Raw genomic sequence first — 13,436 nt, forward strand, 5'->3', positions numbered from 1 at the left:
CCGTGCCCCGTGCGGTTGTCCGGCCGACCGCTCCGCTGACATGATCAACACCATGCCCACCTTCCCCGCGCCCGACGGCACCCTGCTCTCCTACCGTGTCCACGGGGACGGCGAGCCGCTCGTCTGCCTCCCCGGCGGCCCCACGGACTCCGCCTACCTCGGCGAGCTCGGCGGCCTCTCCGCGCACCGCCGGCTGATCGTGCTGGACCCGCGCGGCACCGGCCGTTCCGCCGTCCCGGCCGACGCCTCGTCGTACCGCTGCGACCGCATGGTCGACGACGTCGAGGCGCTGCGCGCGCACCTGGGGCTCGCACGGTTCGACCTGCTCGCCCACTGCGCGGGCGCCAACCTGGCCGTCCAGTACGTGGCCCGGCACCCGGAGCGCGTCGGCCGGCTCGCCCTGATCACGCCCAGCACCCGGGCGGTCGGCGTCGACGTCACCGGGGAGATGCGGCAGGACGCCGCCCGGCGGCGGGCGGGCGAGCCCTGGTTCCCGGCCGCCTCCGCGGCACTCGGCGCGATCGTCGCGGGCACCGGCAGCGACTGGGAGGCCATCGCCCCCTTCGCCTACGGCCGTTGGGACGCCGCCGCGCAACAGCACCATGCAACGACGCAGCCGGACAACCCGGCGGCGGCCACCGGTTTCGGGGCCGACGGCGCCTTCGACCCGGAGGCCACCCGTGCGGCGCTCGCCGGCTGGAAGGGCGCGGTGCTGGTGCTCGCCGGGGAGTTCGACCTCAACAGCCCGCCGCCGGCGATGGCCGGGGTCGCCGCGCTGTTCCCCGGCGCCGAGTACGCCGAGCAGCCGGGCGCGGGCCACAACCCCTGGGTGGACGACGCCGAACGCTTCGTCGCCACCACGGCGGCGTTCCTGGGCTGAGGGCCCCGGCCGGCCGCCCCGGCGGTGTCCCCCGCGGCGCGCCGGCGCCCGGACACGCACCGGGGCCGGCCGTCGGGCCGTCCGTCCGCCCGCCCGCTGTCCGTCTGTCCGCCCGTCAGCCGGCGAACCCCGGCACCACCAGGCCGGACTCGTACGCGATCACCACCGCGTGGGTCCGGTTCTGCGCGCCGAGCTTGGACAGCACGTTCCCGACGTGCGTCTTCACCGTCTCCAGACTCACCACGAGCGAGTCCGCGATCTCCGGGTTGGACAGGCCGGTGGCCATCAGCCGCAGCACCTCCTCCTCCCGGACGGTCAGCGCGGCCTTCGGCAGGGCCTCGGCGGAGTCCAGCGGGCGGGCGGAGACCATCCGGCGCAGCGCCGCCGGGAACAGGATCGCCTCCCCGGCCGCCGCCACCCGCACCGCCTCCGCAACCTCCCGGACCGGCCGCCGCTTGAGCACGAACCCGCTGGCCCCCGCGCTGAGCGCGGCGGTGACGTAGCCGTCGTTCTCGAAGGTGGTGATCACCACGACCTTCGGCGGTTCGGCCGTCCCGGCGAGCAGCTGCCGGGTGGCCTCGATCCCGTTGCGCCGCGGCATCCGGACATCCATCAGGACCACGTCCGGCCGCAGCCGCAGCGCCTGCTCGACCGCCTCGACACCGTCGGCGGCCTCCCCGACCACCGCGATCCCCGGCTGCGCCGCGAGCAGCAGGCGCAGACCGCTGCGGGTCACCTCGTCGTCGTCGGCGATCAGGAGCGTGACGGGGGTGCCCGCGTCCCGGCCCGTGTCAGGGCCCGTGTCAGGGCCCGTCATGCCGACAACCGCACCGGCAGCCGGACCGCCAGCCGCCACCGCTGCGGCCCGTCCGGGCCGACCTCGATCTCACCGTGCAGCAGCCGCACCCGCTCGGCCAGCCCGGGCAGACCGTGCCCGGACGTCGGGAACGCCCCCCGGCCCGCACCCGCCCCCGCACCGGTCCGGTTGACCACACCGAGTTCCAGACCGTCCGGCCCGGCCGCCACCCGGACCTCGATCGGGCCGCCCGCCCCGTGCCGCAGCGCGTTCGTCAGCCCCTCCTGAAGGATCCGGTACGCCGCCCGCGAGAGCGTCCCCTGTACCTGCGCCAACTCGCCCGACAGCTCCGGCTCCACCACCGCGCCCGCGTGCCGCAGCCGGTCCAGCAGCTCGGGCAGGTCGGCCAGGGTCCGGACCGGCGCCGTCCCCGCCTCCTCCTCGCGCAGCACGCCCAGCACGTAGTCCAGGTCCTCCAGCGCGGCCCGGGCCGACTCCTCGATGCTGCGCATGGCGGCCCGCGCCGCCGCCGGGTCGGCGGAGAGCACCTCGCCCGCCACCGCGGCCTGGATCGTGGCCGCCGTCAGCGTGTGCCCGATCGAGTCGTGCAACTCGTGAGCCAGGCGGTTGCGTTCGGCCAGCAGCAGTTCCCGCTCGGCCGCCAGCGCGAGCCGTTCGGCCGCCGACGGTCCCAGCAGCCGCGGTGCCAGCCACCGCAGGGCGTACGTCACCCCCACGCAGACCGCCGCCGCCATCAGCAGGCACCCGAGCGCCAGGGCCCAGCTCTGCCAGCCGCCCTCCACCCGCACCGACCGGCCGAACAGGCTCAGCCGCACCTCACCACGGAGCCAGCCCCCCGGGAGGCTCAGGCCCAGGGCGAACAGCAGGCCGCCCAGCAGCGCCCCCGTCCACCCCAGTGCCACGTGCAGCAGCAGCCAGAGGGGGGTCCGCCAGCGGTCGGCCCGGGCCTCCGCGGCCGCCGCCGGGGCCGGCAGCGGCACGCCCAGCAGCCGGCGGGCGGACACGACCAGCACCCGCCGCGTGGTGCGGGGCAGCCCGACCGCGGCGGTCAGTGCCGCCCAGACCAGCAGGACGAGAACGATCTGCGCCCCCTCCGGACCGGACCGCCACATCAGCGCCGGCACGAGCGCGAAGGGCAGCAGCGGAAGGCTCGCCAACGCGCCGCAGAAGGCGAACAGCACACCCGTGTACGTGGAGCCGCGCAGCAGCGGCCGGATTCCCCTGATCATGATCGCCAGTATGGCCGCGCAGGTCACGGGCGGCCTCCCCCGATCGAGGGAGCGGTTTCTCCCGCCTTTCCGCGATGTGCGTCCGGGGCCCCGGCCGTCAGGATCTCGGCCAGAGCAGTGAGTTCCCGACGATTCCCAGGAGTTGACCCATGCGTGAGCGGACTTCCCACATGTCGATCCCCCGGCGCCGGCGGGCCGGCCGGCGCCGTGCCGTGGCAGCGGCGGCCGCGGTGGCCGTCGCCGTCATGACGGCGGGCGCCCTGGCACCGCCCGCCGCGTCCGCCGCCTCCGGGCCGGACACCGTCCAGCAGGGCCTGACCGCGCTGGTGCAGGACGACGGCCTGCCCGCCGCGCTGGCGAGCGTCCGGGACCTCGATGGCCGGACCCGCACCTACACCGCGGGGGTGGGCGACCTGGCCACCGGCTCCAAGGTGCCCAGGGACGGCCAGGTGCGGATCGGCAGCAACACCAAGACGTTCACCGCGGTCGTCGTGCTGCAACTGGTCGGTGAGGGGAAGGTCGACCTCGACGCCACGGTCGACACCTACCTGCCCGGCATCGTCCGGGGAGAGGGGATGGACGGGCGGGACATCAGAGTCCGTCAGCTCCTCCAGCACACCGCCGGACTCCCCGACTACGAGAGCCTCGTCGACGAGGACATCCGTCAGCACCGGTACCTCGAACCCCGCGACCTCCTCGACATCGCGTTCCGGCAGAAGGCCGTCTTCGCCCCCGGGAAGGGTTGGGCCTACAGCAGCACGAACTACGTGGTGGCCGGCCTGATCGCCCAGAAGGTCACCGGCCGGCCGCTCGCCGAGGAGGTGGACCGGCGCATCGTCCAGCGCATCGGGCTGCGGCACACCTACTTCCCCGCCTCCGGTGACATGACCATCCGGGAAGCCCACCCCAAGGGCTACCAGAAGGACTCGGCGGACACACCACTGCGCGACTACACGGAGATCGACCCCTCCGCGGGCTGGGCGGCCGGTCAGATGATCTCCACCAACTCCGACGTCAACCGGTTCTTCAGCGCCCTCCTGGCCGGTGAGCTCCTCCCGGACGCCCAGCTCGCCCAGATGCGCACCACCGTCCCCGTCGGGGACAGCGGCGCCGGCTACGGGCTGGGCATCATGAGCAGGCCGCTGTCGTGCGGCGGCGTCTACTGGGGCCACGGCGGCGACATCCCGGGCTACGAGACCCGGGGCGGGGTCACCGACGACGGCCGCGCCGCCAACATCGCGCTGACCAGCATCCCGGACGACTACGCCGTCACCAAGCACCTGGAGAAGGTCGTGGACACGGCCCTCTGCCGCTGAACCACGCGCCGCACCAGGGCCGCCGGAGCGGACGACCGGTCCGCTCCGGCGGTGCGGCCCGCCGTCGGGCCGGCCCCGTCCCTCCCGGGCCGGACGTCACCAGTGCATCAGTGCCGCCTCGCCCGCGCCCCAGGCGGAGTAGACGCGCGCCCGTACGAGGTAGCTGCGCCCCTTGAAGAGCTTGACGCCCAGGCGGCCGTTGCGGTCCTGGCCGCTGTCGTCCTCGGCGGTGACGTACCGCAGCTCACCGTTGATCCGCTCGAACAGGGCCATCACCACATCGGCGTCCCCGAAGGTGCCGATGACGTACTTGCGGGTCTCGGTCGGTGCGATCGCGAAGTCGGCCTGAGCACCGGTCCGCGTCGGCAGCATGACGGCTTCGTGGGGTGTCAGGGCGCGGGGCCGGGCCACAAGCGCCGGGTACCAGGCCAGAACCTCCTCCTTGTCGGTCGCCGACAGCGACAGCGGCTCGCGAATGCCCTGGAGGCGGAGCTGCTTCGGCCGGCGGATCCATCCGGGCGAGATGGCGTACTCCATAACCGAGTCCTTGTCGAAGGTCGAGCCCTCAACCTCGGCTGGGTCCAGCTTGCGGATGATGTTGTCGAAGGTCGTGGCCCGGTCCCACGCATTGGGGGGTTGGGCGAGGGCCGCGTAGACCACCTCGTCGTCCCATTCGATACCGGCGTTCGGGTTCTGGTGTTCGTGCTCGAAGCCCAGGACGTGCCCGAGCTCGTGCAGCGCGGTGGCATGGCCGGAGTCGTCCGTCAGGTCCCAGCCGTAGCTGGTGGTGGGCTGGCTGCGGGGGACCTGCAGCACGTCCCGGCCCACGGCGGACTCGGACTTGTCCCCCTTGAAACTGATCCGGACCTCGGCCTCCGAGCGGTCGTCCACCTCCTGGAAGTCCAGGCCGATGCCGAGTCCCTTCCACTCGTCGACGGCGCCGCGGACGGCGTCCGGCTGACCGGCCGGGCGGTCGGCGCCGCCGCTGTCGAGGAAGCAGTAGTGCAGGACGGTGCCGTTCAGCCACTTCTTCCGAACGGTGCGTATCGCGCTGGCCCGGCCCGGGGCGAGGTCTAACCGCGGAGGGGGCGAGGCGGAGGGTTTTACCGAACAGTACTTCGGCGCCGGATAGGCCGCCGCTTTCCTGCCACCAGCCATGAGAAATCCTCCGATCTGCGAACCGCCCTACGAGCGCGGGCGGTTGAGGAGGGCTGGGGTGGCTGTCGGGCCTTGGGAATACTTCCACCATCGTCTCGCCGTCCGGGCTGTACCACAACCCTCGACCGGCGTCCAGATGGGGCGAGGAATCAGAACGCGGAGGCGGAGGGAACCGTGACGCCCCATTGGCCACTCTCCGCAGCCGGACAACTACGCGACGCCGTGTCATCGAAGCACTCCGCCGGGTAGCCGCGACCGGGTCGCCACGCGGGGCCCGACGTGCGCGCCGCCACCACGCCAAAGCGCCAATGCGTCTAAGCGCCAAAGCGCCAAAAGCAATGAGGCCGGTCCATCCGACTTTCGTCGGACCGACCGGCCTCATCAGCTGTGCGCGAGGGGGGAGTTGAACCCCCACGCCCTTTCGGGCACTGGAACCTGAATCCAGCGCGTCTGCCTATTCCGCCACCCGCGCATCTGGGTGATGAGGTAAATCGTAGCCCATCCACGGGGGTGCTCCTGACCAATATCCGGGGCACCCCCGGGGACGGGCGCGTCGCCGCCGGATCAGCGGGCGATGCGCTCGACGATCCAGTCGATCAGGACGCCGGAGATGTGGCTGTGCTCGGTGTTCTCCGTGTCGAACGCGACCTCGTCCAGGTGGCCGCGGTCGAGGTCGGCATCGGTGATGGAGAGCAGCGGGTTGACGTTCCACCGCACCGGGTCGAAGTCCAGCGCCGCCGCACTGACGGCCGGCACGAAGGTGCCGCTGCGGAACTCCTCGCTGATCTTCGCCTTCAGCGCGTCCGCGACCTTGCCGAAGGAGTCCAGGGTGCCGCCGGGCACGTTGTCCAGCGCCGGGACCTCGGTCGTGGTGCTGCGGCGCATCGCCAGACCGAGGTGCATGCCGCCGATCGGCTGCTTCTCACCCCGCTCGGGCTGGAAGCGCGCGGTCGCACTGGCGACCAGTGCCTGCCAGTCGAAGGCGACCTCGCCGGCCGGCAGCGGGAGTCCGACGCCGTCGCGCCGCCCGTTGGAGACGCCGAGCTTGAGCGGGCGCTGGGGAAAGTTCCCGACCCGGGCCAGGTCCTCCAGGAACTCCTTGCGCAGCGGGCTGGCGGTGGCCACCGGGCCCGAGTACTTGGAGTTCTCCACCCACGCCCAGAGCAGCTGCTGCGCCGCCTCGCTCCGGATCAGGTCGGCCTGCTTGGCCCCGTCCGGGCCGGCCGGGGTGTAGTCCTCGAAGAAGTAGGCCATCTGCTGGAGGATCAGCGGGATCCAGGCGCCGTTGTGCGGGGTGTCGTAGGAGAGGTAGGTGGCGGTCTCGTGGTCGGCCTGCTCGGCCTCCATCTTGGCGAGCGCGTAGCGGGTGATCATGCCGCCCATGCTCACCCCGCCGACGGTCAGCGGGATGTCGCTCTTGCGCTCCTGGATCGTCCGCCGGATCGCGGCGATCGCGACCTCGGCGTTGGCCTGGATGTGGGTGTGCCGCTCGGTGAAGCCGAGCACGATCACGTCCATGCCCTGCCTGAGCAGCTGGTCGAAGAAGCCGGGCTTGCCGTCGTAGGGCATGTTGAAGTAGGCGAACAGCCCGGGGAGGTCGCTCTCGCCGTAGCTGAACCCGTCCGCGAAGATGATCGGGCGGTTGAGGCCGAACTTCGGGTTGGCGAGGTAGACGGCCGCCTTGCCCTCCGCGGCCCGGCCCTTGTAGGGCGCGCCGACCAGATCCCAGGTGAAGTCGGGCTTGCGCCCACCCGCGCCCGCACCGGCCAGCGGGGCGGTGAACCAGACCCCGGGCTTCAGGGAGTCGGCGAGCTCGACCAGCTCGGCCGACGTGGGCTCCGCACCGCCCTCCCGGAGGGTGAGGGCAACGTCGATCCGTGGTTCCTGTGCCATGACTACTACCGCCTCTGCCGATACGAAGGGGACGTGTTCGCGCGCAGAGCGAAGGTAGCCTCTCGACTACGGACAGCGCTTGGGGCGCGACGGAGAGTGGTCGAAAATCTCCGGGGAACCCGCCCCGGGGCAGATCGGCACCGGCTAATCGTCCGAGGCGTCGGCCCGCTCCAGCGCGCCGGAGTACGCGGCCAGCAGGCGGCGGTAGGCGGCGGAGATCTCGGCGAGCGTCTCAGCGCCCGTCACATAGAGATCGATGAGCGGCAGGAGCGCCTCCGACTCGTCGTCGGGCGTGACGGCGGCCGTGAGCGCCGCCTCCGTCCGGTCGAAGTCGGCGAGCACCGCATCGAACGGTTGGAGGCTCCTTTCGAGTTCGGCGATGCCCTCGTCGATCGCCGCCCTCGGCGCGCCCGCCCGGAGCGCGTACACGGCGTCCAGCTCCGCGCGGCGGACGACGACGTCGGCCCTGGCGTCCTCCACGGCCTCACGAAGTCCCCGCGCCTCGGCGCCCGCGATGATCAGCAGCTCCTCCATCGTCACGGCACGCCGCTGCTGGGGCCGCTCGCGCCCCTGGAGCTCCCGGCGCGTCTTGCGCCTCCTCAGGCCGAACATGCAAACACCCCCCGATCAGGCCCAACGGTCGGCTGATCATGGCACCTGCTGCGCGACGTGCCAAAGGCCGGCCGCAGCCTAGAAGGGGAGTTCACCAGCCCGGACGCCGGCAACGAAGGCCTGCCAGGAGGCGGCAGGGAAGAACAGGGCGGGGCCGTCGGGGTCCTTGGAGTCACGCACTGGGACGAGGCCGGGGAATCCGGGGGCCACCTCGACGCACTCGCCGCCGTTGGATGCGCTGTAGCTGCTCTTCCGCCAGGCGGCCGCACCGAGCTCGATACTCTTCATCCCGGAAGCCTTCCATCACATCGGCGATCAACTCGCGAGACTCGCCTACCGAGAGCACATGCCCACGGAGCAGATCATAGTCACGCCGATGGTTCATGACGATTGACGGTGAGTCACTGAAGTGGCCTCGGTCAAGGCTCTCCGAGTAGACCCATTCCGAGCCGTCCGGCATGGCTAGAAGCATCATCGAGGTCGGCGGAAGCTCGGTCATGCCGCAGTCGTAAGGCGCAACTTGAATGCTGATGTTGCGCCGCTCGCCGACCGACAGCAAGTGCTCCATCTGAATCCGCATGACACGTGAGCTGCCGACGACAGAACGAATGGCACTCTCATGGAGAACTGCAAGCAGGAGCGGTCCGTCGGGCTCGAAAAAGCGATGCTGTCGGCTCAGTCGGGCCCTCGTCCGCTCCTCGATGACATCGGGGTCTCCTGCCTTTCCCGTCGCGAACATGGCGCGGGCATACTCCTCGGACTGCAACAAGCCATTGATGCGCGAGTACTGGAACACCCTCACCGCCACTGCCTCGGCCTCCAGTCCCACGTACTTCTGGAACCAGTCGGGATGCTCGACCTCCGCATGCCAATCAACCCGCTCGTACAACCGGACGAGCAGGCCTCCGGTGCCGAGCAGCTTGTCCGCGTCCTCCAGGAACTCGGCCGGGAACTTCCGCCTGCCACCCTCGGACTTGGTGATCACCGTCCGGTCGCAGTGCAGGAGTTTGCCGAGCTCCTCCTGCGTGTAGCCCGCCGCCTCCCTGGCGAACCGCAGCTCCTCACCGAACAGTTCAGCCGAACTGGCGGTCGGTCCCTTGCGGCCCTTCCGATGTGACATCCCCGTCCCCTTTCGTGGCGCGATCTCCCAGCACGCCGAATCGGCCGTCACCGTATCTCCGCACCGCGATGATTGATACCGGAACGCGATCCTTTGCTTGCGCAGCGTGATGCCGTACGCCCCCGCTGCGAGCCGCTTCCGCTCCCCCGTCACGCCCGGAGGTTGCCCCGTCATGCCCGAGACCCGCACCCACCACCGGCCGCGCGAGTTCGCGGCCCGGTTCGACTCCCGGCCCGCCTCCACGCCGCTCGCGCGGCTGGTGCTCCGCGCCTACCTGGCCGGGATGCCGCAGGGCGAACGGTACGCGGACACCGCCGAGTTGCTGCTCGGCGAGCTGTTCGCCAACGCCGTCCAGCACAGCGACGCACCGCCGGACCGCCTGGTCGAGGTCCGGTTCGCGCTGGCCTCCGACCGCCTCCGGATCGAGGTGCACGACGCGGGCACCGGCCGGCCGACGGTGCGTGCCTCCGCCGCCGACGACGAGCGCGGCCGTGGCCTCTTCCTCGTCAACGAGCTTGCCGAGCGCTGGGGTTGCTGCCCGCGCGCGGGTGGGATCGGCAAGCTCGTCTGGGCGCTGGTCGCCCCCGCTCCCGACTTCACCGACGTGGCCTTCGGCCGCACCCGGGACGCCGTGGCCGTCTGATCCCGCCCGGCGCACGCCCCCGGCCCCGCTCGCACCACGTTCCCCCCAAGGTGGGGTTTGGCTCAACAAACCACCCACCGCACGCCGATACCCCGTCCGACGCAAAGTCCCGGGCGGGGTGGCGGCGCTGAGGGCTGCCACCCCGCCCGTTGCTCCGGACCGCTCACACGGGCCGCCGTCGGGTTCAGAACCCGGTCACCCGGGGTAGTCGGGACTCCACCGACCGTATCCAGTTGCAAGGGGAGCCCGACCATGGCCGATCGCCGGCAGACCGCAGCAGAGGCACCAGCACCCTACGAGGAGGCCGACCTCATCCTCCACGGCGGCGAGATCGTGACCGTCGCCGAGCCGCCCACCGCCGAGGCGGTCGCGGTCAAGGACGGCGTCATCGTCTTCGTCGGCGACCACGCCGAGACCGTCGACCGCTGGGGCGGCCCCCGGACGAGGGTGCGCGACCTCGGAGGCCGGGCGCTGCTCCCCGGGTTCATCGACGCGCACGGCCACCTCGGCGGCATCGGCCTCCAGGCCACCATCGCCAATCTGCTGGCCGCTCCGGACGGCGACGTCACCACCATCGCCTCGCTGCAGCAGAAGCTGCGCGACTGGGCGGGCACCGACCTCGGGCAGGAGTCGGAGTGGATCGTCGGGTTCGGCTACGACGACGCGATGCTGGCGGAGAAGGAGCACCCCACCCGGAAGGACCTGGACGAGGTCTCCACCTCCCGGCCGGTGCTGGCGATCCACCAGTCCTTCCACCTGGGGGCGGTCAACAGCCTCGGGCTGGAGCTGCTCGGCTACGACTCGAACCGCAAGGACCCGGAGGGCGGGGTCATCCGCCGGTGGGAGGACGTCATCGCCGAGCCCCACGGCGAGCCGAACGGGGTGCTGGAGGAGACGGCCTTCTCGCCTGCCTCGGACGCGGCGCTGGCGGGCCTCCCCCAGGCCGCGCAGCTCGGGCTGTTCGGCAAGGGCGCGGCATCGGCGGCCGCGTTCGGCTTCACCACCGTCCAGGAGGGCGGGGCCACCCTGACGAATCTGGGCGCGCTGCGGGAGATCGCCGCCGCCGTGCCGTTCGAGATCGACGTCGTCGCCTACGCGCGCGCCGACCAGGCCACGGCCGCCCTGGAGAAGGACCCGGGCACGGACCCGGTCGGCGCGAGCCCGGAGTACGTCAACGGCGTGCGGGCGGCGGGCGTCAAGATGTTCCTCGACGGTTCGCCGCAGGGGCGCACGGCCTGGCTCAGCAAGCCGTACAAGACGCCGCCGGGGAACGAGCCGGACGACTACTGCGGCTACCCGGCCATCAAGGACGACGCCGTCGTCCTCCAGCAGGTGCTCACGGCGTACGCCAAGGGCTGGCAGGTGCTCGCGCACGTCAACGGGGACGCCTCGATCGACCAGTTCATCGGCGCGGTCAGGGCCGCCACCGCGAAGGCCGGGCCCGGCGACCGGCGCACGGTCGCGATCCACGCGCAGACCGCCCGCGAGGACCAGATCAACGAGTTCGCGCTGCTCCGGATCATCCCGTCGTTCTTCTCGATGCACACCTTCTACTGGGGCGACTGGTACCGGAAGACCGTCCTCGGCGAGGAGCGGGCCGCGAACATCTCCCCCGCGCGCTGGGCGCTCGACCGGCGGATGGCCTACACCTCGCACCACGACGCCCCGGTGGCGCTGCCCAACTCGATCGCCATCCTGTCCAGCCAGGTCACCCGCCGCACCCGCACCGACAAGGTCGTCCTCGGACCGGAGCAGTGCGTGTCCGCCCTGGACGCCGTCCGCTCGATCACCATCAACGCCGCCCACCAGTACGACGAGCAGGACCGCAAGGGCAGCATCGAGGTCGGCAAGCTCGCCGATCTGGTGATCCTCAGCGCCAACCCGGTGACGGTCGACCCGGAGGAGATCCAGCACATCGAGGTCGCCGAGACCCTCAAGGCCGGCCGGACCGTCCACCCCGCGGCCGCCCCACGCACCGTCAACCCCGCACCCGCGCCGGACCGGACTCCGCCGCTCGACCACGACTGGCACTGCAGCTGCTGACCCCTACGCCGGGGGTCGCAGCGCCGGGGGCCGCGGCGCCGAGGGCCGCGACCCCGCCCCGTGCCCTCAGTCGTCGGTCTTGATCTTCTTCATGGTCAGGTGGGAGTCGACCCGCGCCACCGCCGGCAGGCCCATGAGCTTTCCGGTCAGGAAGGTCTCGTAGGTCGCGTGGTCCGCGACCGCGACACGGACGAAGTAGTCGGGGCGGCCGAACAGCCGGCGGAACTCGACCACCTCCTCGTAGGAGGCGACCGTCGTCTCGAACTCCTCCACCGTCTGGAGGTCGTTGACGCCGATCTCGACCGCGACCACCACTTCGAAGCCGCGCCCGGCGGCCGCCGGGTCGATCCGGGCCCGGTAGCCCGCGATGACCCCCGCCTCCTCCAGCCGCTTGACCCGGCGTAGGCAGGGCGGCGGCGTCAGGCCGACCCGCCTGGCCAGCTCCACGTTGGTCAGCCGGCCGTCCTGGCGCAGATGGAACAAGATTTCACGATCGATGGCATCGAGTGTGTCTTTATTGCTCACAGGGCGACTCCAAGGCAATGATTGGAAACCATATTACGGGCAATTCGCCCTAGAATTTCCTGTATGGCTTCCGCTCCCGTCGGGACGCTCCCGCGCCTCGACTCCCCTCCCCCGCCCGCCGCCGTCGACCCCGCCCCCGTCTCCACCCCCGCCTCCACGCCCACGGCCCGGACCGACCTGTTCGCGGCGGTGCGGGACTCCAGCTCGGTGGGCCTGGGGCTCTTCCCGCTCGGCATCGCGTTCGGCGTGCTGGTGGTCCACGCGGGCCTGGACTGGTGGTGGGCCACGGCGTTCTCGGCCCTCGTCTACGCCGGGTCGCTGGAATTCCTGCTCGTGGGGCTCGTCGTCGCCGTCACCCCGCTCGCGCAGATCGCGCTGACCGCGTTCCTGGTGAACTTCCGGCACGTGTTCTACGCGCTGTCCTTCCCCCTGCACCGGGTGAACGGCCGCCTCGGCAAGGCGTACAGCACCTTCGGCATGACGGACGAGGCCTACGCGCTGACCACCGGCGCCGACGCCCGGTCCTGGAGCGGCCGGCGGATCATCTGGCTCCAGGTGCTGTGCCAGGCCTACTGGGTGGTCGGCGCCACGGCCGGCGCACTGTTCGGCGCGCTCGTTCCCGCCCGGCTGGTCGGGCTGGACTTCGCGCTCACCGCGCTGTTCGTCGTCCTGACCGTCGACGCCTACCGCGCCCGCCGGGACATCCCCACCCCGGTCCTGGCCCTGGTCTGCGCGCTCGCGGCGCGCTTCACCTTCCCCGACCAGATGCTGCTCGCCGCCACCGGGCTGTTCACCGCCGGACTGCTGGCCCGTTACGCCGTCGCGAAGCACCGCACGCCCGCCACGAAGGAGTCGGCCCGTGCCTGACACGCCCTACCTGCTCGCCGCCATCGGCGTCTCGACCGCCGTCACCTGGGGGCTGCGCGCCGTCCCCTTCGCCGCTCTCGCCCCGCTGCGGGCCAGCGCCGTGCTCCACCACCTGAGCGCCCGCATGCCGGTCGGCGTGATGGTGATCCTCACCGTCTACTCCCTGCGCGACCTCCCCCTCACCAGCCCGCCCTACGCCGCGCCCACCGTCCTCGCCCTGGCCGCCACGCTCGGCCTGCACCTGTGGCGGCGCAACGCCGTGCTGAGCATCCTCGGCGGCACCGCCGTGCACGTCGCCCTCGCGAGCACGGTCTTCGCCCACCCCTGACCGCG

The 13,436-nt window shown here is 71.9% G+C and carries 14 protein-coding genes and 1 tRNA gene; 6 read left to right on the top strand and 9 right to left on the bottom strand.

Annotated features, from left to right (window positions below):
* Positions 1–52 precede the first annotated feature (52 nt).
* Positions 53–880 (top strand): alpha/beta hydrolase, encoded by an 828-nt coding sequence (locus tag C2142_RS11785; RefSeq protein WP_148642598.1) that lies wholly within the window; start codon positions 53–55, stop codon positions 878–880.
* A 115-nt stretch (positions 881–995) separates the two neighbouring features.
* Here the strand turns inward: C2142_RS11785 and C2142_RS11790 are convergent, their stop codons facing one another.
* A complete protein-coding gene (locus C2142_RS11790; RefSeq protein ID WP_148642599.1) occupies positions 996–1,697 on the bottom strand; it encodes a response regulator transcription factor in 702 nt (233 codons plus the stop codon).
* Complete coding sequence (locus C2142_RS11795) at positions 1,694–2,926, bottom strand: histidine kinase (RefSeq protein ID WP_148642600.1); 1,233 nt, start codon at positions 2,924–2,926, stop codon at positions 1,694–1,696. Before C2142_RS11795 ends, C2142_RS11790 begins: the two co-directional genes overlap by 4 nt.
* Positions 2,927–3,075: 149 nt before the next feature.
* Here C2142_RS11795 and C2142_RS11800 point away from each other — a divergent pair, with 149 nt between their 5' ends.
* Positions 3,076–4,242 (top strand): serine hydrolase domain-containing protein, encoded by a 1,167-nt coding sequence (locus C2142_RS11800; RefSeq protein ID WP_148642601.1) that lies wholly within the window; start codon positions 3,076–3,078, stop codon positions 4,240–4,242.
* A gap of 96 nt (positions 4,243–4,338) precedes the next feature.
* Here the strand turns inward: C2142_RS11800 and C2142_RS11805 are convergent, their stop codons facing one another.
* The 6 genes from C2142_RS11805 to C2142_RS11825 all read right to left on the bottom strand — a co-directional run bounded on the left by C2142_RS11805 (position 4,339) and on the right by C2142_RS11825 (position 9,178).
* Positions 4,339–5,400, bottom strand: a complete 1,062-nt coding sequence (locus C2142_RS11805) for a M12 family metallopeptidase (protein ID WP_148642602.1) — start codon at positions 5,398–5,400, stop codon at positions 4,339–4,341.
* Between the two features lie 388 nt (positions 5,401–5,788).
* Positions 5,789–5,872: transfer RNA gene (locus C2142_RS11810), tRNA-Leu, on the bottom strand.
* A 92-nt stretch (positions 5,873–5,964) separates the two neighbouring features.
* The gene (locus C2142_RS11815) at positions 5,965–7,293 is read right to left on the bottom strand and encodes an alpha/beta hydrolase (protein WP_148642603.1); all 1,329 of its coding nucleotides are present in this window, start codon (positions 7,291–7,293) and stop codon (positions 5,965–5,967) included.
* 144 nt (positions 7,294–7,437) lie between these two features.
* Entirely contained in the window at positions 7,438–7,905 is a 468-nt protein-coding gene (locus C2142_RS11820; RefSeq protein WP_148642604.1) for a hypothetical protein, read from the bottom strand.
* A 78-nt stretch (positions 7,906–7,983) separates the two neighbouring features.
* Positions 7,984–8,115 (bottom strand): DUF397 domain-containing protein, encoded by a 132-nt coding sequence (locus C2142_RS39645; protein ID WP_241002523.1) that lies wholly within the window; start codon positions 8,113–8,115, stop codon positions 7,984–7,986.
* On the bottom strand, positions 8,078–9,178 hold the full coding sequence (locus C2142_RS11825; RefSeq protein WP_241002524.1) for a helix-turn-helix transcriptional regulator: 1,101 nt from the start codon (positions 9,176–9,178) through the stop codon (positions 8,078–8,080). The genes C2142_RS39645 and C2142_RS11825 overlap by 38 nt, the downstream gene beginning before the upstream one ends.
* Before the next feature lie 19 nt (positions 9,179–9,197).
* Between C2142_RS11825 and C2142_RS11830 the strand changes: the two genes are divergently transcribed.
* Both C2142_RS11830 and C2142_RS11835 read left to right on the top strand, forming a co-directional pair.
* Complete coding sequence (locus tag C2142_RS11830) at positions 9,198–9,668, top strand: ATP-binding protein (RefSeq protein ID WP_148642606.1); 471 nt, start codon at positions 9,198–9,200, stop codon at positions 9,666–9,668.
* A gap of 252 nt (positions 9,669–9,920) precedes the next feature.
* A complete protein-coding gene (locus C2142_RS11835; protein ID WP_148642607.1) occupies positions 9,921–11,711 on the top strand; it encodes an amidohydrolase in 1,791 nt (596 codons plus the stop codon).
* A gap of 66 nt (positions 11,712–11,777) precedes the next feature.
* Here the strand turns inward: C2142_RS11835 and C2142_RS11840 are convergent, their stop codons facing one another.
* Entirely contained in the window at positions 11,778–12,236 is a 459-nt protein-coding gene (locus C2142_RS11840; RefSeq protein ID WP_148642608.1) for an Lrp/AsnC family transcriptional regulator, read from the bottom strand.
* A gap of 63 nt (positions 12,237–12,299) precedes the next feature.
* Between C2142_RS11840 and C2142_RS11845 the strand changes: the two genes are divergently transcribed.
* Together C2142_RS11845 and C2142_RS11850 are read left to right on the top strand one after the other, a co-directional pair.
* Complete coding sequence (locus tag C2142_RS11845) at positions 12,300–13,103, top strand: AzlC family ABC transporter permease (RefSeq protein ID WP_148642609.1); 804 nt, start codon at positions 12,300–12,302, stop codon at positions 13,101–13,103.
* Positions 13,096–13,431 (top strand): AzlD domain-containing protein, encoded by a 336-nt coding sequence (locus tag C2142_RS11850; protein WP_148642610.1) that lies wholly within the window; start codon positions 13,096–13,098, stop codon positions 13,429–13,431. Before C2142_RS11845 ends, C2142_RS11850 begins: the two co-directional genes overlap by 8 nt.
* Positions 13,432–13,436: the final 5 nt, after the last annotated feature.

It is taken from the genome of Streptomyces sp. CB01881 (assembly GCF_002953255.1).
Taxonomy (GTDB): domain Bacteria; phylum Actinomycetota; class Actinomycetes; order Streptomycetales; family Streptomycetaceae; genus Kitasatospora.

What these genes read in the sequence shown, in the direction of transcription:
- C2142_RS11785 (WP_148642598.1), top strand. Translation starts at nt 53, where the DNA reads ATGCCCACCTTCCCCGCGCCCGACGGCACCCTGCTCTCCTACCGTGTC.
- C2142_RS11790 (WP_148642599.1), bottom strand. Translation starts at nt 1,697, where the DNA reads ATGACGGGCCCTGACACGGGCCCTGACACGGGCCGGGACGCGGGCACC.
- C2142_RS11795 (WP_148642600.1), bottom strand. Translation starts at nt 2,926, where the DNA reads ATGATCAGGGGAATCCGGCCGCTGCTGCGCGGCTCCACGTACACGGGT.
- C2142_RS11800 (WP_148642601.1), top strand. Translation starts at nt 3,076, where the DNA reads ATGCGTGAGCGGACTTCCCACATGTCGATCCCCCGGCGCCGGCGGGCC.
- C2142_RS11805 (WP_148642602.1), bottom strand. Translation starts at nt 5,400, where the DNA reads ATGGCTGGTGGCAGGAAAGCGGCGGCCTATCCGGCGCCGAAGTACTGT.
- C2142_RS11815 (WP_148642603.1), bottom strand. Translation starts at nt 7,293, where the DNA reads ATGGCACAGGAACCACGGATCGACGTTGCCCTCACCCTCCGGGAGGGC.
- C2142_RS11820 (WP_148642604.1), bottom strand. Translation starts at nt 7,905, where the DNA reads ATGTTCGGCCTGAGGAGGCGCAAGACGCGCCGGGAGCTCCAGGGGCGC.
- C2142_RS11830 (WP_148642606.1), top strand. Translation starts at nt 9,198, where the DNA reads ATGCCCGAGACCCGCACCCACCACCGGCCGCGCGAGTTCGCGGCCCGG.
- C2142_RS11835 (WP_148642607.1), top strand. Translation starts at nt 9,921, where the DNA reads ATGGCCGATCGCCGGCAGACCGCAGCAGAGGCACCAGCACCCTACGAG.
- C2142_RS11845 (WP_148642609.1), top strand. Translation starts at nt 12,300, where the DNA reads ATGGCTTCCGCTCCCGTCGGGACGCTCCCGCGCCTCGACTCCCCTCCC.